This is a genomic window from Paenibacillus chartarius, assembly GCF_042432825.1.
In the GTDB taxonomy this organism is placed as follows: Bacteria; Bacillota; Bacilli; order Paenibacillales; family NBRC-103111; genus Gordoniibacillus; species Gordoniibacillus chartarius.
This window is the reverse complement of sequence record NZ_JBHLWN010000122.1, coordinates 31267-57438: the sequence shown is the minus strand read 5'-3', so window position 1 is coordinate 57438 and position 26172 is coordinate 31267. Positions and strand designations below refer to the sequence as shown.

The window sequence follows — 26172 nt, the reverse complement described above, 5'->3', positions numbered from 1 at the left end:
TCCTTCGGGGTTCGCGTTCCAGGCATCTTAAATGACTGCCCACGCTAGCTTGACACTGACAGCACGGTCCATGTCCTTCTCCCCCTTAATGCGGCTTTGCAATCATCAGTACAAAAATGATCAGCCCAAGAACTCCCGACCATATATGCAAGCTTCGAACACGCGTGTAAAGCCCGGCCAAATCGCCCGTAGGAGCAGCTTCGGGAGACAACGGGGATTCGGCAATCCGCTTCATCAAGCGGTTCGCCGCCGGATTGAGAAACCCAATCACAAGCACCTCGGTAACTATAAACACCGCGAGCGTCCCGGCCAGCCAGAGCTGCATGAACGGCCCATAGGACCCGAGCCAGAAGAGCGCCAGCCCCGAGAGCACCGCAAGCGAGCCAAACACTTTCGGAAACTTCTCCAAATACGCAACCTGCTGCAAATTACGGGACATGTCGTTAACCGTGGAAACCGCCCTTAACATCCAGGGGAACGCAAACGCCGGGCCCAGCCCTAGCACCGCCGATAATACATGAATGATAACGAGCCATACCATTCCTTGACACCGCCTTTACTGAGAGTGAGTAAGACTGTTCTCATCATAGCGGTTTCCCGGTCTCGCCCATATCGGTGAAATTACGTATTTTTAGGAGTCCTCTCCTCCTGTTCCGCGAGCAGCTCATGCTCGGTCACATACCGGGTCAGCGCCGCCCGGGAGGTCACCTGCAGCTTCTGGTAAATCCGCTCCAGATGCGTGGTTACCGTTCTCGGACTAATGAAAAGCCGTTTGGCAATCTCCGTATTCGTCAGTCCTCGGGCGACCTGCTCCGCTACCTGCCGTTCCCTCGCACTCAGCATCGTATGAAACGGGTCCTTCGCCTTGGCCCACTGCAGCCTGGCCCGGTCCGCCGCCTGCCGGAGCATCGCTTCGCGCTCCGCTTCCGGAATAGTGGATACGGCCAGCAGCGCTTCGCCGAGCTTGCCGGCCAGCAGCTCGACATAGCCGTCCTCGATCCCGCTGAACGCTTCCGCTTGGCCGCCCGTATCTTCACAGCAGACGATACCGATGACCTGCCCGGACGCTTCGATCGGAAAGGCCAGGTAGCTGGATGGCGTCGCTCCCGTCACAGGCACGGAAGGAGAAGGCGCCCCTTGTTCGGGTGAAGCCGTTCGAATGGAATGGAGATAACGCAGCTGGGACCGAATGTTGCGCAGCCGGACGAGTCGGCCTTCGCTTCGGACCAGCAGCGCGAGCCGCTTCATGGCCTCGAAAGCCGAAGGCTCGACTCCCGCTCCGGTCACCCCTCGGGATGCTTGCAGCGATACCTCTTCGTCCGCGTCTTGCGGAACCCAGTAAGATAACCTTGACCAGGTATGGACCTCCGCCAGCACCTTCAATAGATCGCCATATGCTTCCTGAGGAGGATTCAGATGAAGCGCCTCTTCCACGCAAGGCCGAACCGACAGCACCTCGAATATAAGAACCGAGCGCAGGCCGGCGGACAGCGGAACCCCGGCCATCCACGAGACGGCCCTCAGATCCTGGAGAATTCGGTCATAGCGTTCTCCTTCGCTTTCGGACCGGATAAACCGTACCGACAGCTCCCAGTGGACAAAGTCGCGGGGGTTGGTCATTTTCAGCAGGGCCAGGGGGTGCTCCGTAATATTCCGATATGTCTTATTGAGCAGTTGGTTCGCCACCATCACATGATCGGCCCCTTCCGCCCAAACCCGGGTGAGGTTCGACATGTTCGGGATCCCGTCCGCCGAACACGTAACCAGACATGACGGATACGCCCCTTCGAATAGAGTAAGCAGCTCAGGCGTAATCAAGCTTCAGCCCCCTCTCCCGCAATCAGACTTCCCGCCTCCGGCTCCGGAGTTTGCGAATAAATCGCCCTTATCCGCAATTCGATCGCGAGACAGCCGGACGGGGAAACGTGCAAGACCGGCAGGAGATGCGGCGCGTACTGGTAGACCCGTTTCCGCTGCTCCTCGATGGTTCTGGCATCCTCCCGGTTAAGAGCACGGCTAGCCTGCAAAGTGCCCTTAAACTGATACGACTCGTTGTCCACCCCTGAAGTAAGCAGCACCGCCGTCTCCCTGCCGCCCTCCATATAAGCGTTCAGCCGCAGCCACTGGCTCTTGAGGACATACACCCCCAACCGCCCCGACTCCGGCTCCGCTGCGAACCCATACCCTCTGCAGGTAAACGGTACTTTCCCTATTCGTGCCGCCGCCACATGTAGAAAAATCGGCACAGGCCGCCGTAAAAATCCGATCACTTCTTCAGGCCAAGTTATCATGTTGGTCCTCCTGACCGCGCTTCCTGACCAAGTTTTTCTCTATTGTATACCGGAATGTATCCGTTTGGGTACTGGGGGAGTGTCCAGGATTGCCATGCAGTCATGCTGGTTCGGATGGAGGAAGGATGCTAGTGTTCAGGTGCTGTTGACGCGATGTGTTGGCTCGGATAAGTAAAAAAGCGACGTTCCATCGACCGCAACAAAACATCCACCCGACCGCATGAGCAGCCGGGTGGCGTCGTCTTGTCCATCTATGAAACGAATTTATCTTTCACCCGGCTGCTGCGCTTCCGACCGCACTCCATTCAGCTCCGCTCCCGCGGCTATGTCATTGTCGGCCTCATCGGCGTTAGTCCCGGCAAAATGCCGGAGCGCCCGGCGGTACTCATCGTCGCTCATATAGCTTGCTTCATCTTGGCTCGCAAAGAAATCCGGCATAAGCACCTCTCCCTTCTCCCGTTATCTACTCGGGTCTTCTTAAGGAACGCAGTCCTTCCCGATAGGCATCATCTACGCCCGAAGGCGGCTCCGCTGCCGCTCCCCCCTCGTCCGCCGTCCGCGAAGCGGCGGCGGGGGTGCCGGCAAAGCCGCGCAGTGCCTTGCGGTACTCTTCATCGCTCTGCTCCCAATTGAGCGAGGTGGTGCCGGACCTGCGGGAGCGCGGGGGCAGCGGCGCTTCCTCCGCCTCCAGGCGGCGGCCCGTCAGCTTGGCCGCCGCCGCGGGAGCACCGGCTGCATGTACAACCTCCGCAGGCCGGTCCGGCTCCTTCGGGACATTCCGCTCCACGGCGGCTGCGGGTTCCGGCTCGGCGCTCTTGGCCGCAGCGTCTTGCCTCGCTTCTCCCGCGGACGGTTTCTCCGGCTTCAGCCCCCTACCTGGCTCCGGCTTAACCGGCTCGGGGGTTGTGCGTGCCGCCGGACCTTTCGCCGGCTTGCCGCCTCTCAGGTTGAGCACGATCAATCCGACTAGGGCCGCAATCACGATAACAGCAATACCGTACAGCATTCCGATTCCTCCGATCCCTAGCTGTTTGCCGTCAACTTCTTGGTGATTTCCGCCACCCGATGTCCGAGCGCACGGCCAAGCGCCAGATCGTTCTCTGTCGGCAAATTCGGAGGATCATCCGGAGACGGCTCCACCGGGCAGGTGACGCCGACCCCGTAATACGAGCCGTACAGCGCGTTCTCCGGAATGTTGCCCGGCAGACCGACCACGATCATGCCGTGATGAAACATCGGCGTTATCAAATTCAGCATGGTCGCTTCAATGCCGCCATGGACCGTAGCCGTCGTACAGAACACCGCGCCGACCTTCCCGACAAGCTTCCCCTTGGCCCACAGATACCCGAGGCGGTCGATCCACGCTTTCAGCCCGGCGCTGATCGTGCCGAAGTGACCCGGGCACCCCCAGATGATCGCATCCATCTGCGCCAGCTCGTAAATGTCGGCATCCCTGACATGATGCAGCCAAACCTCCGCCCGCTCGACCTGCTTCGCTCCTTCGGCGATGGACCGGGCGAGCGCCTCGGTATGTCCGCCCTCGCTGTCGTACACCACATAAATCTTCATGTCGGTCTCTCTCCTTACGTGTTGGCCGGCTCCAGCAGGATCGGCTCCTCGTTATGCGCCGGAGGCTTCTGCAGCACTTCCACCTTGTCTCTTTTGACTCTGCCGATAAAGAAGGACAACACCAGCCCAATGAGCGCAAACAATGTCGCCACCAGAAACGCATCGTTGATCCCTTTGATCGTGGACTCCTTCATCGCTACCCCGTACACAGCTTGCAGTGCAAGCGTTTGACCGGCCTGTGCGGGCAGCCCCGCCGCACCGGCGAGCGTTCCCGCCAGCTCCTGAAACGAGGAAACGATTTGCGGATTCGCAGCCGAGATCATGTTCGCATAGTCGCCCATATGAATCGTCGTTCTTGTCGTCATTACGGTGATCAGCAAAGCCGTCCCGATCGACCCTGCGATCTGCCGCATCGTATTGGACATCGCCGTGGCATGGGAGCCGAGCTGAAGCGGCACCTGATTCAAGCCGGCGGTCTGGACGGTCATCATCATGAACGACATCCCGAAGCTGCGAACGGTATAGAGCAGCAGGATATGCGAATACGTTGTATCTGAGGTCAAGCGGCTGAACTCCCAAGTGGTTATAGAGGTAATGATCAGCCCGATGATCGCAAGCGGTCTCGCTCCGATCCGGTCGAACAGCGCGCCGGATATCGGCGACATGACCCCCATCAGCAGCGCGCCCGGCAGCATCAGAAGTCCGGCCTGCAGCGGCGTAAAGCCCCGGATATTCTGCAGATAGATCGGGAGCAGAATCATCCCGCCGAACAGCGTCAAGTTAATGGCGGAGCCGATTATCGTCGTTAGCGTGAAAATATTGTACTTGAAGACGCGCAGCTCAAGCAGCGGCTCATCGGCCGTCAGCTCGCGCCAGACGAAGAGGCCGATAAAGATGCCGCCCAATATCAGAAAGGCGACCACCTGGATACTACCCCAGCCGTAGGTCCCCGCCTCGCTGAAGCCGTAGAGCAGTCCGCCGAAGCCGAGGGTCGACGTCACCGCACCCCATGTATCAAACTTAGGGAACGTTTGCTGACCGACATTTCGGAGCCATTTGACGGCGAGCACAATATCGATAATCCCCAGCGGGATCATCATAATAAACAAAATGTGCCAGGAATAATTTTGGACAATCCACCCGGCTAATGTCGGACCTACCGCGGGCGCGAAGATCATGGCGATGCCCATCATCCCCATTGCCGCCCCCCGCCGCTCGGGAGGGAAGATCGTCAGAAACACATTCATCACCAGCGGCATCAAAATCCCGGTACCGACCGCCTGCATAATGCGTCCGATCAGCATCACCGTAAATCCGGTGGAGATTGCGCATACGACGGAGCCTGCAGTAAAGAACACCATGGCCGCTAAGAATAAGGTGCGCGTGCGGTATGTGGCGATCAAATAAGCCGTAATCGGAATCAGCACGCCATTGACGAGCATATAAGCGGTGGACAGCCATTGGGCCGTTGTCGCCGACATATTAAAGTCCGACATAAGATGCGGCAGAGCGATGTTGATCAAGGTTTGATTCAAGATCGAGATGAAGGCTCCGAGCAGCAATACGGCCAGCGTGCGGCCTACATGGATTTGTTCCACCCGAGCACCCCCTAGATATGGATGCGGACAGTGGCGCTCATTCCCTGACCTAAAGCTACCCCTTTATATCCGTCTAACACGATCGTGACGGGCAGCACCTGAGCCACCTTCGTATAATTCGCCGTCGTATTCGACGTCGGCATCAGCGAGAAGGACCCTGCGGTAGCTTGACCGATTTTATCGACCCGGCCGGTGAGAACCGTGCCGGGAAACGCATCGACATATACATCGACAGTCTGTCCCGGCTTAATATCGTTGTACCTCTTCTCGTCGATGTTCGCTGTGATCCACAGGTTATTCAGGTCGTAAGCTCGGGCAAGTACGCTTCCCGCCGCGACGAACGAGTTCGGCACGACGGACTGCTGTACGATGGTTCCGGCAGCAGGAAAATCCATATCCACTTTCGCCGTCGCTCCCGCCGGGAGAATGCTGCCGATCCGCTCTCCGCTCGCGAACGTTTTGCCGAGCTGGCCGTTCCAGTCGGTCAGCCGACCGGAGGCAACCGCCGAGATGGCAATCTGCTGGCCGTCCACCCTGGCGTTATCCGTGCTGATATAATTGACGCTCTGATTGTAATAGTAAACACCTGCTCCTAAACCCGCGATAATGATCAGAATCAGCAAGAGATTGACAAGCAGCATTCTTGGATTCATGGTCGTCCTCCTGTGTACGGTTTTCTTACCGTAGCTTGATGTAAACGAATGCTGATTATTCAAAAATGTCCATGGTCTGCTTAACGTCCCAACCATTCCAGGATGGCGTCCACCGCTTCCTTATATCTCTGCCCTACGAGAACGCCTGTATGAGTAGTATTCCAGAGCCCCTTATAATCCCCGCGGAGGTGCTCCGCCGTCACCTTGCCCCGACGGTCGTCATCGTCGTCGTTAACTGCTTTAATCACCAAGCACGGGCAAGTGATTGCACCGGCATTTATCGATATTCCCATGGATTCGGTTGAAAAAACAAATGCGTTAAATGCCTTGGATGCCTCCATGGTCAAATACTTCCTTTGAAATTCAATGTCCTCCGCCGTCTCATCTATGCTGGAATGCTCTTCACGGGCGGGCGCCGGCACTACGGCACCGGTTGTCAACGGGTCCAGCTCTTTGTAAGGTACGGCTTCAAATACTTCTCTGCTTATGACGGAGTCGATCAGCACCAAACCGGCGATCCCGGCGGTTTCGGCCAGCTTCTGGCTCAATATCCCGCCCATACTGAATCCGATTAGGATCGGCGGAACACCGCACTCCGCGATGACCTCTTTGATATCCTCCAAATAATCCTCGAACGTGATCTTCGTCATATCCAGTACCCTGCTCTTGTAATGACTTCTCAAGTTCATGACGTAGCACTTCCACCCGCCGCCAATAAAATGAGGAATGTATTTGCTCCACATCCAGCTTCCTGCGAAGGCACCGTGTATAAAGAGCAGCGGCGGCCTTTCTGCCGTTACTTCCGGCAGGCTTTCCCCTTCGAAAATCTCCAAGAATAAATCGTTCTCCCCAATGTACTTCTCCGTATGAGCGGGCCATTCTTTCGTGAAATCTCTCACGGTGATCTACTCCTCATTTTGTTTGATATCAAACTATTTACCCAAAAAAAATTTATAAATTGTTATCTATCTTTTTTAAAATGTGAAGCAGGTCTTCTTTTTCTTTATCAGAGATGTTGGAGTAAAACATGTCCAACATGTCCTTGGATATCGATTCAAAGACCGGCTTCAACTCGATTCCCTTCCGGGTTAACGCAACATATACAACCCTCGTATCCTCTCTATCCCTTTCCTTGATCACATATCCGAGCCGAACCAGCTTGTCGACAAGTGCCGTAACCGTAGATTTATCCTTGTTAATTCTCTTGGAAACGTCGGCCATCGTGAGCCTGTGGCTCTTGAATAACGCATAGAGGATGTCGCCGTGGGAAGTGCCGACATCTTCGATCCCATACTTCACCATCTCGGCAACAATAAACCGGTTCACTTTCTCTCTAATCTTGGCAATTAATGAAATGATATCTCTGCTTTCCATACCCGTATTATAGTTTGATATCAAACTAATGTCAAATGACAAACCGTCACAATTCACCTCCTTTGGTTACATTAACGATAAAATCAGTGAGGTTCTCAACGGATTGTCCTCGTTCTCTCAGATGCATCGTGAAATATTGATATAGCTTCTGACCGGCCCATTGCAGCGGGTAAGCCGACGCTTTGCAAACCATCCCGAATGTCATGTCGATAAGGCTTCTTTCTATGGATCGTATCGTCGTTCCTCCAGACTGTGTTTCCGCGATAATCCTCGGGATCAGTGCGATGCCTAACCCGCTCTCGACGTAAAATTTTAAGGCCGTCATACTCCCTATCTCCATAGTGTCGAGAGCAACGTTCCCCGTTTCCTGCATAACCATCTCCAGCCTCCTGCGGTAAGGGCAGGTTGCCGATGTGATGAGCAGACGATATGGCCGCAAGTCTTCCGGCGAGAGAACCGCTTTCAGCGCCAGCGGATGATGTTCAGGCAGCAGCGCCACGAACTCTTCCTTGAATAAAGGTTCAAAATAAAGCTCCGTCCCCAAATCCGGCGCCGAGCAAAGCGCAAAATCCAGCTCTCCTCTGAGCGTTCGCTCGCTCAGTGCCGGGGTATTCGCAATTTCCAGGGAAATACGAATTTTCGGATATTCGGCCATAAACTCCTTCAATAGTCCAGGTAAACGATAACTAGCGGTTGGTTCCGTGACCCCGATGCGAAGATGCCCCGTTTCCCCTAACTTCCAGTTTGACATATTCGTTTGCAGCTGCTCCATATTCTTTACGATTTGCAAGCTTTGGTCATGAAATAATCTTCCGGCCTCCGTAAGCCGGATCTCCTTTCCGTTCCCCCGCTCGATCAACTCGACGCCCAAATCGGACTCAAGCTTTTGCATCTGCATGGTAACCGTGGATTGCACATAGTTCATTTCTTTGGCCGCACGGACAAAGCTGCCGTATTTTACGATCGTTTGGAACGTTTTTAATGTTTTATAATCCACCCTGCGCCCCCCTATCCAGTTCAAAATTTTTGAATCCATTCTTCAATTAGTTCAATTATACAAATCCCAATCGATCATTTACAATGAGACCAATCAATCACGTTATAGGGAGTGAATGAAGCATGGAGATCAATAACAAGGTGGTTTTGGTTACGGGAGGCGGTACGGGGATTGGCAGAGCGACAAGCCTCATGCTGGCCAAGCGGGGAGCAGCCGTTATCGTAAATTATTCGCGTTCGCAATCCGATGCGGAAGAAACCGTTCGATGCATCCGCTCCGATGGCGGGCGGGCTGCAGCCGTTCAAGCCGATGTGTCGCAGGACAGCCAAGTCCGGGCCATGATCGAAAGTATCGTACAGCAATTCGGAACGGTGGATTTGCTCGTCAATAACGCCAGCATAACCAGGCATATTCCGATGGACGACCTGGAAGCGGCAACCGGTGAAGTTTGGGACGAGTTGTTCGATGTGAATGTGAAAGGCATGTTTTACTGCGCGCGAGCCGTCGCCCCTTACATGAAACAAAATCAACAGGGGGCGATCGTTAACGTAGGCAGCATCGCCGGACTGACCGGATTAGGCTCTTCGCTTCCTTACGCCGTATCGAAAGCAGCCGTACACGGCTTGACGAAATCGTTAGCGCGAGCTTTAGCCCCCGACATTCGGGTCAACTGCATCGTACCGGGAGCCGTGGCGACGAGGTGGTGGGCCGGAAAGGAAGATCATATGAACCGGCTTGCCCCCAAGCTTCTATTACAGCGAATTTCGACGCCGGAAGATATCGCCGCCATGATCTGTGCCGCCTTGGAACAGGAAGCAATGACCGGTCAGATGATCACGGTGGACAGCGGACAATCTTTGTAGAAGCATGCTTTCCGGCTTGACAGCCAAGGCGAAGAAAGCCCCGATCACATCACCTCTTCCTCGCCTTGGCCGTAAAATCGGGAGCCGCGTCAGATGCAGCTCCCGGTTCATTTTATTCACTATCGTCCATGTTGGCTTTTGCCCTATTCCCCTCGTGATAATCTTCCCATAGTGGGCCGATGTATTTTTCTAATGCTGTTACGACCTCATCTCTCCGGCCCTCTTCGACATTTGCAGTGTCGTTTGAAATTTCGTTTCTAATTCGTATGAGCACAAATAAGGGAGGAAAAGCAGCCTCACGGAGAGCCTTAATCATGATTTCCTCTTGCGGGGTAATATCCATAACGCACCTTCCTTTCTAGCAGATCCTATACATTCATATATCTGCTCATTTCGCCGCTTCCCATCTTGTGCAGTACTTTCTCTTGCCGTTCGCGATAATCCCAGTATAAACCCTTACCTCAGTGTCAGGGTCAATCGGAAATTGGGTTCGACTTGTCCTAGCCTTATCCGGCTTTTGCACGATTTGTGCTTTGAACTTGCCTCCCGCTTTTCTTCCCGAGGAGATTGGTTCCCATGACTCCGGCAATAATCAGCGCGGAACCGGCGATATGGTACATTTGGACTTCCTCCCCAAGCAAAATCGCTCCGGCAGCGATAGACACAATGGTCGATAAATTGAAGAATACGCTCATTTTGGATGCTTCGATTCTGGACAAAGCATAGTTTGAGCTAAGCGCCGTAACCAATGTGGACAAGATGCCAAGATAGAGGATGGCCGCGATAAACGGGCCGCTGGCAAGCGGAGAGAACCATTGATCGAGCGTTCCTGCGGTTGCATGTCTGGCCAGCGAAACGGAAAGGAAGGACAGCAAGGCAACCCCCAGCATGACATACGTAATCTCGGCAGGAGTGAACGATTTGAGCAGCCGCCTTGCGAGCACGTTGTACCCTGCCACTGCCACGCAAGACAAGAACAAGAGAAGGATTCCCGTCATGTTGGACCAATCGATACCGCTGCCCTTCATCATAAAGATGAACAGGACTCCGCTGACCGACAAACAGATGGATAGCTTTTGCAGGATGGTGGTCGTTTCTTTCAACAACAGGAAAGCCAGCAGTACCGTTAAAACCGGCGTGAAAGCAAACAAAATGCCCCCTTCGCCGGATGTCGCATGCTGAAGACCGTAGGCTTGGAGCGTGAAAAACCCAAGCGGATACAGAGCAGCCAAAAGCAGCACCTTGTAAAGCTTCTTTCCGCGGTAATTCAAACGAACCCTGCCCAGAAGAACGGGAATGGTCATTACGGCGAATGATGCTGCAAACCGGAATGTCAGCGTATCCAAGGGTTCAGCGAATTCGAGCGCAATCTTGGTAAACAAAAATGAAAATCCCATGATTATGGCATTCATAACCGCGCACAGATAAGCAAGTTTCAATCCGGATGGATTCATCGAAGCACGTGCCCTCCTTAAAAAATCGATTCATGTTCGCGAACATGGAGCTAATACTGCAAATGGTAAAACGAGATGCAGCTGCCGGCAACATCAAATTTCCGGAACTGTATCGATACAGTTATTTATATCAAGTATAATGAGAACGGCAAGAAGGGGGTGCAGCGTGAAAAGATACATGTCTATCCTGTCCGATATGGAACTTAAAATGAATGAAGGGCACTACCGCCCGGGCCAAAAGCTGCCCTCCGTCCGCGATGCCGCGAAACGGTACGGCTGCAGCGTCAGTACCGTCGTCCGGGCTTACGCGGAACTGGAAAAGCGCCACGCCATCTATTCGATTTCCCAGAGCGGGTACTATGTCGTTGACAAGCCGGAAGCCGAATCCGCCGGCAAGGATGACGGCAAGATTGACTTTTCATCGGCAATGCCGGATAGTAACGTTTTTCCTTATTTGGACTTTCAGCATTGCTTGAACAAGGCGATTGATACGTATAAGCAGCAACTGTTTACCGGCGGGAATACGAGAGGGATGGCGAAGCTGCGCCAGACACTGGTGTCCCATTTGGCGAATGATCAGGTATTTGCCAAGATGGAGCAGATCATGATTACCTCGGGGGCTCAACGGGCTTTGGAGGTTTTGTCCAAGATGCCGTTTCCAAACCGAAAAGAAACCATTCTGGTTGAGCAGCCCAGTTACAATATCTACTTGCGGTATCTTGAGGCGGAGGGCATTCCGGTAGTCGGAATTCCGCGCAATGCAGCCGGGATTGATCTGCAGGAGCTGGAGCGGAAGTTCAAGAACGGCGGAATCAAATTTTTCTACACCATGTCCCGATACCACAATCCGTTAGGCACCACGTATAACGCTGGAGAGCGGAAGTCCATCGCCGAGCTGGCGGGCAAATACGATGTGTACGTCGTTGAAGACGACTACATGGGCGATTTAGGAGAAGACAAGGCATTTGAGCCTATTTACGCCTATAGCCGGACATCGCATGTCGTTTACGTGAAGAGCTTCTCCAAGATTATTTTCCCGGGCTTGCGCTTAGGTGCGGTCGTGCTTCCCGAACGTTTGGCGGAGACATTCCACGCCTGCAAAGGGTATACCGATACTTCCCTGCTGTCGCAGGCGGCGCTCGATGTATATATCAAAAACGGCATGTATGAACGGCATAAGAAAAAAATCAGCAGCCAATACGCGGCGCGGGTCCGGGCGGTAAACGATGCGGTAAGCCGTTACAACGGCGAGGGATGGGTGGAATTGTCGGGGGTCGACTCCGGCGTCTATATTCAGTTTAAGCTGCCGCAGCCCGTTAACTTGGACCGGCTGATGAAGCGGCTGTCGGCGAGGAATGTGATGGCTGTGACCGGTAAACCGTTTTACTTGACGAACTGGCTTGAGCGGGAAAAGTTTTTGCGAATTAGTATCTCTCAGGTCAAGCCGGAAAGAATCGAAGAGGGAGTGAGGATAATTATAGAGGAAGTAAAGAGGGAGCTTGGGAGGTAGATATCGCTACGTTAATTAATAGATGCGAAGAGCGAAATAGTCCGTCGTTAAACGAACCATTTCGCTCTCGTTACCCTAGTATCGTTACCGTTACATGAGTCCTTCGATTAACTCCTTGACCAAGCTGTCACTCTCCAAAGCGCGGATGATGAGCGTCAGCGCTTCTGCGCGGGTAGCATGATTGCCCGGAGCAAATGTAGAGGCGCCAGTCCCTTGCACCAAATTCGCCGCCGACGCCTGCCCGATCTCCTTCGCGGCCCAGTGTCCGCCGCTCACGTCTGCAAAGCTGGCCGGTGTGCCGGTCGAGAGCACGCTAAGATTCAGCATGCGCGACAGGATTACGACCATCTCGGCGCGGGAGATCTCAGCATCCGGATGAAAGCTGCCATCCTCATAGCCGGTCACGACTCCCTTGCCCGCCAATGCCCCGATGGAAGCAGCGGCCCAATGTGAGGACGTATCCGCGAAGCCGGCCGATACAGGGCTTGCTGCCAACCCGAATGCGCGGGTGATCATGACGGCAAATTCCGCTCTTGTGACAGAGGCGTTCGGGCGGAACGTGCGGTCCCCGTACCCGTCGACAATCTGCAGCTTCACGGCTGCCGCAATGGTCTTGGCGCCCCAGTGATTCACGATATCGCTGAACGTTTTGTTCTCATTCTTCGTTGCGGCAATGGAGTCGTTAACCGCTTTGAGGACCGCGTCCTTGCTCACCACTGCCGATTGGAATGGACTCACCGCGGTCGAAGGCTTCTCCGTACCGCCGTTAGCAGTCTCGTCCTTAGAAGGTGTCGGAGTTACTGTACCTGTCGAGTTGTTCGTGGTGGAGCTTGTTGGGCCGTTATTCGTCGAACCCGTTGAGTCGTCGTCATCATCCGTCGTATTCGTCGCAATCGATACCGCCAGTACAACCTGGCTCGAACCATAGACCACCTGGGCACGATACTGACTCGGCAATCCCTCAACTTCCACAGAGGAGAATTCCCCGCTCCGTTGGTTAGCACCGGAGCTTATCAAGGGAATGCTGCCGATGTTCGGCACGTAGCCGTCCGCAAACTTCACGCGCAATTTGCCGTTCGCGTTTACCGCGCCCTTGACCTCAAGCACATCGCTAGCGCTGGCCATATTCAGCTCCAGCGTACCTCCAGCCGCCTGGGTAAAGCCTCCTCCGACGGTCATTTTCCCGTACACATGTTCCGACACCGTGCCGCCTGTATTTACCACATTGCCGCTGCCAAATGCCGTGGCCGAACCGGCCTCAAGCGTACCTGCGTTAACCTGGGTACCACCGGAATACGTATTGCTGCCCAGCAGCTTCAGCGTGCCGGTGCCTTCCTTCGTCAGCTTGCCCGTGCCGGAGATGTCGTTGCGCCAGCGGTCCGATGCATAGAAGCCGCCCTTATAGGCATCCATCGTCACCGTAACGTCGCTATGGAATGCTCCGTACCCGTCCGCCGCGGCGAACAGATTCAATCGTCCCCATCCCTCCGGGTCATCGAGCAGCGGATAGCCCGACGGCAGGCCCGTCGTAGCCAGAACCTCACGGCGCTGATCGCCGCTCAAGTATGGCAGGCGAGTCTCCAGCAGCACCTCGGCGCCTTTCGGGACGACCATCGCTTCCGTCGTGGAGCCGATCGGACTGAATCCGTAGGTCAAGCGCTGGTTAAATTGCGTTTTGTTGGCCGCATAATCGCTGAACCGATCCTCCGCTGTGCCGGTTTCCTTCAACAAGATGTTATGGGCCTGGTCATAAGCCTCCCGCTTCAGCGCGGCGTTAGCCGGGTCCGCCAGGGTAGCTGCCGCCAGGGCCGTGGCCATAACCCGTCCGCCCATCACATCGAACGGCGAGTGCATGCCCGCTACGATCCGGCTGTGCCCCATCTCCGAAGCCCGGGTCAGCATTTCCTGGAACCGCTCGGGCACCGCATAAGCCAGCGCATAAGCGGCAAGATACGAAGCGTTCGTATGGCCGCTTGGGAAGCCGCCGTCCGTGGCCGGATTGCTGCTTCTCGCCGGAACTAGCGCAGGCACAATGATGGAGGTATCCTTCCAGCGCCATGGCCGCGGATAGCTGTAATAATTTTTAGCCGGGTTCGTGGAAGCGTAATTGCCCCGCAGCGTGCCGATCAAGTCGACCATCTTGCCGAGCTCGGAGGCCGAATCGCCGCCTTTATTTTGATTGTTGCCGTCGTCGTACTTCTTCGTTGTTGCATCGGCCGGGATGCTCGTAATCGTGGTGTAAGTATTTGTCTTGGTGCGGTACACATCGGCCAAAGAACCTAGACCGTCTATCGCCCCATAGGTTTGGTTTCTGCGGTCGTCGAAGTACGCCCTCGCTTCCTCTTCCGCCGTGCGGGTAACCGCCAGATCGGCGACATATTGAATGTTGGCGTCCAGCACATCGCTGTTCAGTTTGGTGCCGTTATCCCAAGCCGTCCCGGGGGTCCACAACTTCAGGAACTGGGACAGAACGCCGATCGCAGGGTTCGAATAGACCGCCAAATTCACGGACGTATTGTTCTTGTAATTGTCTACAAAATGTCCCCACTCCGGGGCTGCCGGCAGATCGATGGAGGAAACGGCTGTCGATGCATGGGCAAGGTTTGCGCCGATGGGATTCGCAAGCAGTAACACACCTAGTGTTGCCGATACGAGCTTTCTTTTCGTTTGCAGTTTCAAGACTTGTCCACTCCTCTGTTTGTTTGAGGTTCCGATTCGGAATCAATGTAGCACCGGGCCATGCTGCGCCACAATATAACAATTTCCCTTTTCTATCAGTTTGGGATCATCTTGATCGGAAAGCGGCGATTTTAACATTGGCTTTACGTAAGTATGGTTTCATGGAGATAAGCGGTACGATATCGCGAAATCTATGACAGCGGGAGGCGGGTAAACTTGAATCGAAAATGGAACTCCGTCTTTGCCAACCTGGCCGTTTCCTATATATCTATCGTGCTCGTCATCGTACTCTTGCTCTGCTCCGTCTTCTATATTTATTTCTCAAACAATTACAAGGAAGACTTGCGCAGCAAGAATCAGCTGATCCTGGAGCACACCGTTCAAACGATAGAAGCTACGGTGCTGCAGCGGGTTCAGCAGATTTACCTGGATATCGCTCTCGACAAAACCGTCGATGTCCGCTGGCTGGCCGACCCTTCCTTGCCAAGCCGCCCCAGCAGGGTGATCGATTTGCAGGAATTGCTGAAGTCTAAAGTAACGAGCAACTCGGACATCGTACATGCGGTGCATCTCTATGATCCCGGGCAGCATGTTCTGCTGTCGTCGGTCTACGGGCTCATCCTGAAGGCAGATCAAGGCGGCGGCTCCGCCTTTCTTGCGGAGTGGATCGGCGAAATGCGAAGCAATAAGCAAAGCAGCCTGTGGACGCCGACCCGTACGGTTCCGCAAGATATTTTCTCCGGACTGTCAGGCGACAATGGCAACGCTTTGATTACCTATACGCACAGCTATCCTCTGCAGGCCGACGGCGTAAGCCATGACCTGTTGATTGCGATTGATGTGAAGGAGAGCGCGATCAGCGGGATTATTCACAATATGATGCCGTCGCAGTACGCGAGCACGTTTATATTGGACCGGTTCGGCAGCAAAATCAGCGACTCCGATAAAGGTACCTTAGGCCAGCGCAGCGACTACGGCTCAAGCATCACTCAGGCGCTGATGTCGGATACCGCGTCCGGGAGCTTCAGCGATACGATCGATCGCGACTCCTATGTCGTTTCCTACCGGACGCTGCCATCGACCGGCTGGAAGATTTACAGCGCCGCACCGGCCGACTCCTTCTATGAAAAATCGATATTCGTGCAAAAGCTGATCCTCGGCATCTGTCTGTTTGCCATCCTGATCGGCATCGCGTTATCCCGAATATGGGCCAAAGCGAACTACAGTCCGGTCAAACGGCTCGTCGGGAAAATCAAGCACCTGTCCGACCCTGCTCTTGGACATGTAACGAATGAGTACAGGCTGATCGACAACGCCTTCATTAGGCTAAACGATAAAGTCAGCAGCCTGGAGGAGACGCTGCAGGCCAACAGCACCGTGATCCGGCATAATATCGTGCTGAATATGCTCCAGAGCAGCTCTAGCCGCGAGGAATGGGCTGAATCGCTCCCATTATTAGAGATTCCTCAGGAGTACTCTCATTACTGCTGCATCCTCCTGGGTTCGAGCGAGGCTTTTGCCCGATTAAGCTCCCGGGACATGCAGGATGCGGTCAATGGGATCATGAGCCAGCTGGAGTCTGCGTCACTGCCGGACTGCCATCTGCTCGCGGAAGAGCTTCCGGATAAGAAGATCGTCGTCATCGTTTGTGCCGGGCAAGTGGATGACGCGATTTTGGAGCAGCTCTCCCTTCATGTGTTAACGGAGGGCCGGCGGCAGCTCAAGCTTGATTTTCAAGTTTCTTGGGGGTCTTGGGTGCAGGAGCTGCGCGATGTCCATATGAGCTACAGTGAAGCTCGGACCTTAATGAAATACGGGTATTTCCTGCCGGAGCTATCGATTCTGAACGATCGTCGCCTCCTGGACCGCGAGAACAGCCTGGACGAAATCCCCCAATCGATGCTCACGAGGTTTAGGGACAAATTGCCCGGCCGTCAGCTGCAAGAGATCGCCATGGCAGTCGAGCAGCTGGTCATGGCGATACGGGAAGGCAGATATCCCGCCGACTATTGCCATTTTGTTCTATCCAATACCGTATTCGTCTACTCCGATTATTTGAAGAGCGTGCGCTATAAGCATCCGGCTCAGGATCATTTGGATCTGTACAATCAATACATCAAGCTTGCCAACATCGACGATTTCCGTGATTGGCTGACGGAGTCGGTCACGGCCTTCATCGCGCAGATGGAGAAGCGCAATAGCGACAGAGCCGTCTCCAGCATTGAGGCCGCGAGGCAATATATCGAGGAGCATCTGTCGGAGGATCTCTCTCTGAATGTCGTGGCGGCTCAAGTGTTCATTAGTCCGAAGTACTTGAGCAAGCTCTTCAAGGAGGAGCTCGGCGTCACCTATACCGACTATGTCACCAACCGGCGAATGGAAGCGGCCAAGGCGCTGATCGCAAACAACAAGCTGACCGTCGAACAAATCGCGATTTCGGTCGGCTACGGAACTGCGGCCTATTTTATTAAGAAATTTAAGGAGCTGCACGGCTGTACACCCAAGGATTATTTGCGGAATTCGGTTAATCAGGTGTAGTCAATCGGGCTTCCCCTGAACGGTAAGAATTTATCAATGAAGGACGGTTGCAAGGTGAAGATAAAGGGAATACGCTCGTTTGCAGTCCTGCTGCCGGTGTTCGCCATGGGCATCCTAAGCGGCTGCGGCATCCAGTCGGGCCTTTTGTATGCTGCTGACGAAGGGCATGCCCAAGCAGCTTCGGCCGCTCCGCAATACCGGATTTCCTGGACGATGCATCAGAATCTCCCCGTTCCCGAGAATGCGGAGATGGTCAAGTATGTGGAAGATCAATTTAACGTCGATCTGAATGTGTGGAATCTGGAGAACAACCGCTATGAAGCGCTGCTCGACATGAAGCTGGCGCAGGGCGCTATTCCCGATCTCTTCCGAATCCGCCAGACCAAGGACCTTCTGAAATATCAACGGCAAGGCATGCTGGCCGAAATTCCCGAGGACATGCTGGACAAGAACGCTCCGAACATTATGAAGGCCATCCGGGACTTCGCTCCCGCCTACCAAGACTACGGTAAGATCGATGGAAACTATTACGGCATCCCTGTCATCAACCCGACGAATATTTATCGCATCCCCGTGGTCTATCGAAAGGATTGGCTCGATAAGCTGGGCCTGCCGGTTCCCGAAACCCTTGCTGACTTCGAGAAGGTCATCTACGCATTCGCCAATGCGGATCCGGACGGCAACGGCATCAAGGATACGTACGGCTTGTCCAGTGAAGGCATGAATGTCGTCTTCGGCGCGTTCGGGCAAATCGTCTTCGCGGATCAGCTCTACTTCAATGTGAAGGACGGGAATCTGGTCATCGGAGCCCTTCAGCCGGAAATGACGGAGGCCCTGCACTATCTGCGCCAATGGTACCGGGACGGCATTATCGATCCTGAATTTATTACCGGGGAAAATAAGGGAGGCTACAAGCATCTGTCCCATCCCTTCATCAACGGCAAAATCGGCATGACCTCCATGGGCAACTACTATCATTGGATACAGAACGGCGATTACGAGGTATGGAATTCGAACGGCGGCGAGACTCCCGTAGAAGCCTCCTTTAATGCGAAGGAGCTTACCGCCAAGAATCCGGGGGCCCGGATTGTGTTCGGCCAGCCGATCAGCGGACCGGGCGGCCAGCGGGGCTCCAAAGCCTACGATATGCTGATGAGCTTCACGGCGATCGGCGCCGACGCGGCCAAGGAACCGGGCAAAATGGAGAAGATTCTTCAGATACTCGACTACGTCAGCGCCAACCCCGATCCGGATATCCATACGTCGATGATCTATGGGACGCAGGGGAAGCATTGGAAATGGGCGGACGCCTCGAAGAACGACTTCATCCTGCTGCCTCCCTACGACAATATGTTCAGCTTTCAGAACACGATCGGCGCCAATATCGGCATGACCGTGCCCTCGAAGCCTGCGGAACGCAGAGAGCAATGGGCTTCGACCTTGGGCCTGGATCGGGACGGCATCTACAATGCTTTGGAAGTGGCCACTCCCTCCTTAATCAAGAATGGACCCGAGCTGATCAAGCTGAAAAATAAAGCTTATTTCTCCATCATCACCGGCGAAAAGCCTGTAGACTATTTCCATGATTTTGTCAAAGAGTTTATGAATACCGGCGGAGCCCAAGTGCTGCAGGAAGCCAATGATTGGTATCGGCAGCACGGCAACGCCGAGAATTAATATTTCATTTTCATGGGATAGAACAAGCCCGGTACCGGTGCGGTACCGGGCTGCATTTTACCGGATTAGATGCACTTTACCTCATACAATGAAGCATCCAATGCTTGAACGAATGGCGTCCATTCTCCTGTCGCGTATAGCAGAAGCCGATGCATGGCACGCGTGCATGCCGTATAAAAAAGCTTGCGCTCGCTTTCCCGATGATACGTCCGCGAAGAAGCATCATAGATCAGAACGGCGTCGAACTCAACGCCCTTCGCGAGATACGCGGGAATGACCAGCGTTCCCTTCTCGAAAGTCGGCGTTTGTTTCGTAATGTGCCGCAGCGACGGGCATCCCTGCGCGGTCAATAGGTTGTATGCCTCCAAGCTTTCGGCGGATGTTTTCGTAATGATGGCGATCGAGGCGAAGCCTTCCGCCTGAAGCGCCGCGAGGTCTTCCGCCATTCGCGCCGCCAATTGCTCGCCGCTGTCCGCCCTGGAAAGAAGCGGCTTCTTCCCGCTCCTTTCGAAGGGCACGATCTCCCGGCCGCCCGGCAGCAGCGACCTCGTAAACTCCACGATCTCGCGGGTAGACCGATAACTGCGGACGAGGCGAATCAGCCTGGTATCCGACTCGCCGTATAACCGGGTGAGCGGGGAGTCCTCTCCGTCCAATTGCGTCGACTGCGTGAAGATGGCCTGCCCGAAATCGCCCAATACCGTCATGCGGGCCCGAGGAAACAGCCTTTTGAGAAATTCGTATTGAAACATCGAGTAATCCTGTCCCTCATCGACGAAGATATGCCGTACCTCCGTGTTCATCCGGACGCCCTCGACGAGCTCTTTGACATACAGATACGGTGTCGCATCCTCATAAAACAATTCATGCCGATCAAGCTGCTCCTTGGTTTGCTTGCAGATGTCCGGCCAGTGCTCCGGCACCTCGCTCCCCTTCGTCATCGTCCGATAAACATCCTTATCGCCGAACAGCTGGGCGTACAGTCCAACCGTGTCGATAAACGCCTTCCGCTTCACGCTCCGCCTCAGCGGTTGAAAGTGCTCCTTCACGACCATGCGGCGCAGCACCTCTTCCTCCCGCTCGGCGTAGTCGAAGTCCCTTTCGTCCCGCCGGATCTTATTACTCAGCGCCTCTTGAACTTCTTCATATTGCTCGGCGAAGGCAAAGACACCTATCGTTTTGTTCAGCTCGTTATACGCGGCGACGTACTGCTCCTTATCGAGATAATTCAGCTCCTCCTGCACCCAGAGCTCTTCCCGCTCCTTGCGCTCCAGCAAGGTCAGCTCCTGCAAGAGCCATTGCTGCAGCAAGTCGACGCGATTGGCCAAGCGGATGGAAGGATCATAGCTGTAAAACTGGTCTTCCATCTGTTTGACAGTGATCAAATCGCGGTCCCGAAAGCGGATGCTATGGAATCGCATGCCCTCCCGCCCGAGCCACTCCGCATAATTCCGGAGAGCTTGAAGGAACGCTCCGGACGCCTTATATTCGATCCCCTGCAACCGGGCCTCATACTCTCGTGTGGATTGTTCCGTCAGCACGTATTCGATCTGATCGAAAGGGTCCTCCAGACGAAGCGCCGTCCCCAGCCAGTATTCAAGATATTCCTGAAAGGTCGTCTGCTGCATATTTTCTTCGCCGAGCTCGGGAAGAACGGTGGACACATAGCTGTTAAACATCGGATTCGGCGAGAACAGAACGATTTGGTCAGCCTTAAGCCGCTCCCGGTGTTTGTACAGCAAGTACGCCACCCGCTGCAGCGCCGCGGACGTCTTCCCGCTGCCGGCCGCCCCCTGCACAATGAGCATCCGGCTTGTGTCGTCGCGGATAATGGCATTTTGCTCCCTCTGGATCGTCGCCACGATACTCTTCATCTGAGAGTCCGCACCCATACCGAGCATCTGCTGCAGCAGCTCGTCGCCAATCGTTACGCTGGTGTCAAACACATTCAGAAGCCGGCCGTCGCGGATCTGGTACTGCCGTTTCAGCTCCATCGTCCCTTCAACGCGTCCGCCCGGCGTGTCGTAAGCGGCTCTGCCCGGGGAATAGTCGTAGTACATGCTCGCAATAGGCGTACGCCAGTCATAGACCAGAAAACTCATGCCATCCGAGTCGACGAAGGACGATACGCCGATATAGACCTGCTCGCTGAAGCCCAAGCCATCCTCTTGGAAGTCGATCCGCCCGAAGTACGGCGACTTCAGCAGCCGTTTCATGCCTTTCCATTGCTGCATTCGCAGCCGGTAACTGCGCTCCCGCTCCGACAACAACGCCTCTTGCTGCTTAATACTGTAGAAGGTCTCCTCAAAATCCTCTTGGGTGCTCGTGTTGACCGTCACTTCTTCCCAGAATCGTTTGCGGATGTCCCCCGCCTGATTCCGCAAGCCGGCCACCTCCGGCTCCAGCTCGGCGATTCTCTCCTGCAGCTTTTCCGTCACCTGCTCCAGCCGCTCCTGCTCTTGCTTCCAATCCTTCTCGTTGATCATGCTCTTGAATACGCTCCTTCCCGTTTTCACTGATGAAAAAAGAACGTTTGACAAACCGCGATGGCGTGTGATAAGATTATAGTGAAGATAAGATGCGGCAATTACGTTCAATTTTCGAAATTGACCACAGTGGTTTTTTCATGATACCACAGAGTCACTCTGTGCGCAATTCCATAAAAAGTGAAACCCGGCCGAATCGCCGGGTTTTTGTTTTTACAAATTTATCCAACCGACTTCAACCCGGATCTCACTGTCCCTATGTGGGCTTATGGAGCCGCCTTTGGTCTGGGTGTGGTGTTATCCATCCCGCTGATTTGGACCACGAGCTATGAGATTCGCGAAGATAACCTTGTTTATGCCAAGAAGAACTGGGGATTTGTCGTCGCCTTTGCAGGTATTGTTCTCATCCGGTTACTTCTTCGGCAAGAGCTGCAGGGCATGGACCCCCAAGGGCAAGCAGCCCTATTCATGACGGTGGCCTTCGGCTATATTATTCCTTGGCGGATCGTATCGTTTATCAAATTCCGCCGTTTGGTGAGCCGGACCGCCAAACTTTAGTTTTACATGTGATGCCGTCTTTTGAATTCGAAAATCTCATCAACGGCTTGGCGATACCCGCCCGACCGCCGAAAGGATTCCCCCATGCCGGAAGCGGCTTTCTTGAAAGAGAAACTGCTGCGCACATGATCTGCGGCTTCACGCAGCCGATTGGCGGTCAAGCTTTGCCTTTGTAATGAGATGCCCGCTCCAATAGCAGCGACTTGCCCGGCAATGATCGGCTGATCGGCGCTTTGCGGGATAACGATGAGCGGAACCCCGTAATAGAGAGCTTCATGGGTGCTGTTCATCCCGCCATGGGTAATAAATAGCTGGGCATATTGCAGTACATCCGTCTGTGGAACGTAATTTTTGACGATGAAGTTTTGAGGAATGTCCCCTAAATCGGAAATTTGAACCCTGTTCCCCACCGACATGACGATCGTTTGGTCGGTATTCCCGAATGCCTCGAAACACAGCCTATAGAAATCAATCGATTGGTTAAACACGGTGCCGAGCGAAATGTATGTCGGGTTTGTCCCCTTGATGGCAGGAAAATCGAAGCTTTCCTTCGTGAATCGTGAAGAGATGGATGGACCGACGAATTTATAAGTCTGGCCGAACGATGTTCCATCAGGTTGAAACTCCCTTGTCGTATAAACGATGGTTAGCGGGGCAGGATTACAAAACACTTCGTAAGGAGAATGGATTTCCACATCAAATCGAATCTTCGCCAGGGCCGTCAGATTTTGAAATGTATCGGCGATCGGTTTAACGATTTCTGCCGGGACTTCCGTAAAGAATGGTTCCAGCGTTTTATCGAACGATTCTTTCGTCTGCGCAAAAGAAGTACAAGAACTGATGGCAGGAAGCTTGAGCATTTGCGCCAGCAAAGAGCCGCAGCCGAACATGGAATCGTGGATAATGTAATCAAAATGCTCTCCCTGAATCTGTTCAAGAACGCTTGGTATGACGATATCTGCCGTAAGTAGAAGACCGTTGACTCTTTCGAGCAAATAGCTTCTTCCGCCCGAGACAAAGGCTTTAATCAATTTTTGACCATCAAATGTTCGGACGGAAGCTCCTGTCTTCTCCATACGCTCCCGAAAAGCTTCGATACAAAAATACACAACCTCCTCCCCACGCGAAATCAGCTCCTGCACGACGCCAATCGTTGGATTGATATGCCCCTCTGATCCGCCGTTAATGAATAACACGCGCGCCATTTCTACCGCTCCTTCGGTTCTATAAAATTAAGGGTCTGTCCCTTATTTATCATTGCGACCAATCATCCAATTCCCAGTCACCGGCTCTCCGGGCTTGTTTATTATAATTTATTAATAATTTAACACATTTTTAACAGAATCTGTGCGATGATGGGTTTCGGGCATACAAGCCCGCATCTCGGAAGGTGGTTTATTGTATCTATCGCAGTACTTATTATCAACTAAGGAGGAAAATGATTTGAAATCGTACGTTCGCACCTTGAACCGCAAGGTTTACGCCTCGCTGATCGCCGCCTCGCTAATGCTGGGAAGCCTAGTCCCCGCGGCAAGCGCGGAAAGCCAGCTGGATCCGGCTCCCGAGCTGCAGCCTGTTGGAACCGCCAACGGGAAGAAGGTTTTGTTTGACAACACACACGGCCAGACTGCCGGTGCTGCGGATTGGGTCATTGACGGCGCATTTTCGGATTTTGCAAACGCACTGGCGAACAACGGTTACTATGTCAAGGAGCTCCGCAAAACGACTCCGCTTACGTATGCCGACCTTTCCAGCTACGATGTATTCGTAATCCCCGAAGCCAACATTCCTTACAAGACTACCGAACAGGCCGCCATGCTGCAATACGTCCAAAGCGGCGGAAGCATCTTCTTTATCGCCGACCACTATAATGCCGACCGCAACAAAAACCGCTGGGACTCCTCCGAAGCGTTCAACGGATACCGCCGAGGCGCGTGGAGCAACCCGGCCAAAGGCATGAGCACGGAAGAGGCCGGTTCTGCAGCCATGCAGGATGTGGCCAGCTCCGACTGGCTCGGCTCCAACTTTGGGGTTCGTTTCCGCTACAATGCGATCGGCGACGTTACGGCCACTGATATTGTAGCCCCTTCCCAAGCATTCAACATTACGCAGGGAGTATCTGCCGTTGCCATGCACGCAGGCTCGACGCTCGCGATCACCGATCCGCAGAAGGCGAAGGGCATCGTCTATCTGCCTGCTACCACTGCTAAATGGGCGAACGCGGTCGATCAAGGCGTATATGAAGGCGGAGGCCGCAATGAAGGGCCTTATGCCGCGGTCTCGAAGGTCGGCGCAGGCAAAGCTGCCTTCATCGGCGACTCCTCACCAGTGGAGGATGCGACACCGAAATACCTTCGTGAAGAAACGGGCGGTTCGAAGAAAACGTATGACGGCTTTAAAGAACAGAACGACGGCGTTCTCCTTGTCAACATGGTGAACTGGCTCACCACGAAGGAATCGTATACCAGCTTAAGTCAGGTAAGCGGACTGCAGCTCGACCCGGTTACGACACTGCTGGCCATGGAAGACCCTATGTCCTCGACAGAGCCTCAGGCCGAGCCGTGGTCTGCGCCCGCAGCGGGCTACAAGTGGTGGGACACCTGCACGTTCAAACCGGGCTCCTTCGGCTACGGATATTGCAACGGGGGCGGCAATGGCGGCGGCAGCGCCACAGGTGACCTGTTCTTCTCCGAGTACGTAGAAGGCTCCGGCTTCAACAAGGCGCTTGAAATCTACAATGGAACCGGCGCTTCCGTAGACTTGTCCGCTTATACGATTACGCAGTCGAATTCGAGCACCGCCATTCCGTTAAGCGGCACGCTAGCGAACGGAGATGTTTATGTTCTTGCGCATTCGAGCGCAGGCTCGTCCATTCTTAGTGCTGCGGACGCAACCAGCGGCAGCATCGTCTTTAACGGCGACGATGCCGTAACGCTGAAGAAAAATGGGACTATCGTCGATGTCATTGGAACGGCGGGGACGGCTTTCGGCACGGATAAGACGCTTGCCCGCAAAAGCACCGTGACCTCCGGCACGACTGCCTACAACAGCACGGAATGGGATACGTATGCGACGGATTATGCGTCGGGACTCGGCACGCATACGGTAGTTAGCAGCAATAACGCTCCAACCGTAACGAATCCGATTGCGGACATTTCGGCTGCAGCAGGCGGCAGCGCTGTCGTTATCGATGCGACGAATACATTCGCGGATGCGGACAGCGACACATTGACACTGACCGCCGCTTCCAGCCAGGCAAGCATCGCCACCGTGTCCGTAAGCGGCAAGCAGCTCACCGTCACTCCGGTATCCGTCGGTACGTCCAGCATTACAGTTACGGCCAATGACGGCCACGGCGGGACCGTGAGCGATACCTTCGCCATTACGGTCACCGCGGCATCGACCGTATTGCTGAACGAAACGTTTGAGTCCGGAACCAAAGGCGCTTATGCGAACGGCAGCGTTACATTGTCTACCGGTTCCTGGGCGTTTAACAACGCACTGATCGGTAACTTAAGCACCGACAAGAAGAACGGCCTGCAGTCAGCCCGAATCAGAGCCTCCGGCTCCCTCGATATGAACTTCAACGCAGCCTCCGCGAAGGAGGTCAAATTCTTCGTGGCCAACTTCGGCAGCGATTCCGGTGCAACATGGAAGCTGCAAAAATCGGTAAACAACGGTTCAACTTGGACCGATGTGACTGCGGCTGTCACAGCGTCGGCAACGCTGACGGAGCAAATCATTGCCGTGAATGAAGCTTCTTCCGTCCGTTTCCGCATCGTCGTGTCCGGAACATCCGGACAGCGGTTAAACATCGACGACGTACGTATCGTAAACTAATTGAGACGAAGTGAGGTAAAGGGAGCAGCTAGCTCCCTTTGCCTTTTGATTCAATAGGTACCTCGGGGCCCCTCCCTGTCTTTCC

The 26172-nt window shown here is 54.3% G+C and carries 22 protein-coding genes and 1 pseudogene; 7 read left to right on the top strand and 16 right to left on the bottom strand.

Annotated features, from left to right (window positions below):
- Positions 1-85: 85 nt before the first annotated feature.
- The 11 genes from ACFFK0_RS29705 to ACFFK0_RS29655 all read right to left on the bottom strand — a co-directional run bounded on the left by ACFFK0_RS29705 (position 86) and on the right by ACFFK0_RS29655 (position 8482).
- Positions 86-541 carry a DUF2269 family protein gene (locus tag ACFFK0_RS29705; protein ID WP_377474889.1) on the bottom strand — a complete coding sequence of 152 codons (456 nt, stop codon included), beginning with the start codon at positions 539-541 and terminating at the stop codon, positions 86-88.
- Between the two features lie 80 nt (positions 542-621).
- Complete coding sequence (locus tag ACFFK0_RS29700) at positions 622-1818, bottom strand: LuxR C-terminal-related transcriptional regulator (RefSeq protein WP_377474887.1); 1197 nt, start codon at positions 1816-1818, stop codon at positions 622-624.
- On the bottom strand, positions 1815-2291 hold the full coding sequence (locus ACFFK0_RS29695; RefSeq protein ID WP_377474885.1) for a hypothetical protein: 477 nt from the start codon (positions 2289-2291) through the stop codon (positions 1815-1817). Before ACFFK0_RS29695 ends, ACFFK0_RS29700 begins: the two co-directional genes overlap by 4 nt.
- 264 nt (positions 2292-2555) lie before the next feature.
- Positions 2556-2729 carry a hypothetical protein gene (locus tag ACFFK0_RS29690; protein ID WP_377474882.1) on the bottom strand — a complete coding sequence of 58 codons (174 nt, stop codon included), beginning with the start codon at positions 2727-2729 and terminating at the stop codon, positions 2556-2558.
- A gap of 25 nt (positions 2730-2754) precedes the next feature.
- Positions 2755-3297 (bottom strand): hypothetical protein, encoded by a 543-nt coding sequence (locus tag ACFFK0_RS29685; RefSeq protein WP_377474880.1) that lies wholly within the window; start codon positions 3295-3297, stop codon positions 2755-2757.
- 17 nt (positions 3298-3314) lie between these two features.
- Positions 3315-3860, bottom strand: coding sequence for an NAD(P)H-dependent oxidoreductase (locus ACFFK0_RS29680; protein ID WP_377474878.1), 546 nt, complete (start codon positions 3858-3860; stop codon positions 3315-3317).
- 14 nt (positions 3861-3874) lie between these two features.
- Positions 3875-5458, bottom strand: coding sequence for a DHA2 family efflux MFS transporter permease subunit (locus ACFFK0_RS29675; RefSeq protein ID WP_377474876.1), 1584 nt, complete (start codon positions 5456-5458; stop codon positions 3875-3877).
- An 11-nt stretch (positions 5459-5469) separates the two neighbouring features.
- Positions 5470-6111, bottom strand: a complete 642-nt coding sequence (locus tag ACFFK0_RS29670; RefSeq protein WP_377474874.1) for an HlyD family efflux transporter periplasmic adaptor subunit — start codon at positions 6109-6111, stop codon at positions 5470-5472.
- Positions 6112-6191: 80 nt separating this feature from the next.
- A complete protein-coding gene (locus tag ACFFK0_RS29665) occupies positions 6192-7010 on the bottom strand; it encodes an alpha/beta fold hydrolase (protein ID WP_377474871.1) in 819 nt (272 codons plus the stop codon).
- 52 nt (positions 7011-7062) lie between these two features.
- Entirely contained in the window at positions 7063-7527 is a 465-nt protein-coding gene (locus tag ACFFK0_RS29660) for a MarR family winged helix-turn-helix transcriptional regulator (protein ID WP_377474869.1), read from the bottom strand.
- Between the two features lie 4 nt (positions 7528-7531).
- Positions 7532-8482, bottom strand: coding sequence for a LysR family transcriptional regulator (locus tag ACFFK0_RS29655; protein ID WP_377474867.1), 951 nt, complete (start codon positions 8480-8482; stop codon positions 7532-7534).
- Between the two features lie 122 nt (positions 8483-8604).
- Between ACFFK0_RS29655 and ACFFK0_RS29650 the strand changes: the two genes are divergently transcribed.
- Positions 8605-9345, top strand: a complete 741-nt coding sequence (locus ACFFK0_RS29650; RefSeq protein WP_377474865.1) for an SDR family NAD(P)-dependent oxidoreductase — start codon at positions 8605-8607, stop codon at positions 9343-9345.
- Between the two features lie 112 nt (positions 9346-9457).
- Here the strand turns inward: ACFFK0_RS29650 and ACFFK0_RS29645 are convergent, their stop codons facing one another.
- Positions 9458-9688, bottom strand: coding sequence for a hypothetical protein (locus tag ACFFK0_RS29645; protein ID WP_377474863.1), 231 nt, complete (start codon positions 9686-9688; stop codon positions 9458-9460).
- Positions 9689-9851: 163 nt separating this feature from the next.
- Positions 9852-10799 carry a DMT family transporter gene (locus ACFFK0_RS29640; RefSeq protein WP_377474861.1) on the bottom strand — a complete coding sequence of 316 codons (948 nt, stop codon included), beginning with the start codon at positions 10797-10799 and terminating at the stop codon, positions 9852-9854.
- 166 nt (positions 10800-10965) lie between these two features.
- Between ACFFK0_RS29640 and ACFFK0_RS29635 the strand changes: the two genes are divergently transcribed.
- Complete coding sequence (locus ACFFK0_RS29635) at positions 10966-12309, top strand: aminotransferase-like domain-containing protein (protein WP_377474859.1); 1344 nt, start codon at positions 10966-10968, stop codon at positions 12307-12309.
- Between the two features lie 90 nt (positions 12310-12399).
- On the opposite strand, the gene ACFFK0_RS29630 is transcribed toward ACFFK0_RS29635, so the two are convergent.
- Positions 12400-14988, bottom strand: a complete 2589-nt coding sequence (locus ACFFK0_RS29630) for an S-layer homology domain-containing protein (RefSeq protein WP_377474857.1) — start codon at positions 14986-14988, stop codon at positions 12400-12402.
- A 216-nt stretch (positions 14989-15204) separates the two neighbouring features.
- On the opposite strand from ACFFK0_RS29630, the gene ACFFK0_RS29625 reads away from it, so the two are divergent.
- The gene (locus ACFFK0_RS29625) at positions 15205-17526 is read left to right on the top strand and encodes an AraC family transcriptional regulator (protein ID WP_377474856.1); all 2322 of its coding nucleotides are present in this window, start codon (positions 15205-15207) and stop codon (positions 17524-17526) included.
- Positions 17527-17631: 105 nt separating this feature from the next.
- Positions 17632-19203 carry a type 2 periplasmic-binding domain-containing protein gene (locus ACFFK0_RS29620; protein ID WP_377474900.1) on the top strand — a complete coding sequence of 524 codons (1572 nt, stop codon included), beginning with the start codon at positions 17632-17634 and terminating at the stop codon, positions 19201-19203.
- Positions 19204-19268: 65 nt separating this feature from the next.
- Here ACFFK0_RS29620 and helD read toward each other — a convergent pair whose 3' ends face one another.
- Positions 19269-21689 carry an RNA polymerase recycling motor HelD gene (helD, locus tag ACFFK0_RS29615; RefSeq protein WP_377474854.1) on the bottom strand — a complete coding sequence of 807 codons (2421 nt, stop codon included), beginning with the start codon at positions 21687-21689 and terminating at the stop codon, positions 19269-19271.
- 180 nt (positions 21690-21869) lie between these two features.
- Here helD and ACFFK0_RS29610 point away from each other — a divergent pair, with 180 nt between their 5' ends.
- Positions 21870-22247, top strand: coding sequence for a CcdC protein domain-containing protein (locus ACFFK0_RS29610; RefSeq protein ID WP_377474852.1), 378 nt, complete (start codon positions 21870-21872; stop codon positions 22245-22247).
- Positions 22248-22249: 2 nt separating this feature from the next.
- Here the strand turns inward: ACFFK0_RS29610 and ACFFK0_RS29605 are convergent, their stop codons facing one another.
- Positions 22250-23452 (bottom strand): macrolide family glycosyltransferase, encoded by a 1203-nt coding sequence (locus tag ACFFK0_RS29605; RefSeq protein ID WP_377474850.1) that lies wholly within the window; start codon positions 23450-23452, stop codon positions 22250-22252.
- A 301-nt stretch (positions 23453-23753) separates the two neighbouring features.
- On the opposite strand from ACFFK0_RS29605, the pseudogene ACFFK0_RS29600 reads away from it, so the two are divergent.
- Both ACFFK0_RS29600 and ACFFK0_RS29590 read left to right on the top strand, forming a co-directional pair.
- Positions 23754-25208, top strand: a pseudogene (locus ACFFK0_RS29600) (lamin tail domain-containing protein); the annotation flags it as partial.
- Positions 25209-25268: 60 nt separating this feature from the next.
- Positions 25269-26087 (top strand): Ig-like domain-containing protein, encoded by an 819-nt coding sequence (locus tag ACFFK0_RS29590; protein ID WP_377474897.1) that lies wholly within the window; start codon positions 25269-25271, stop codon positions 26085-26087.
- The last annotated feature ends 85 nt before the right edge of the window (positions 26088-26172 follow it).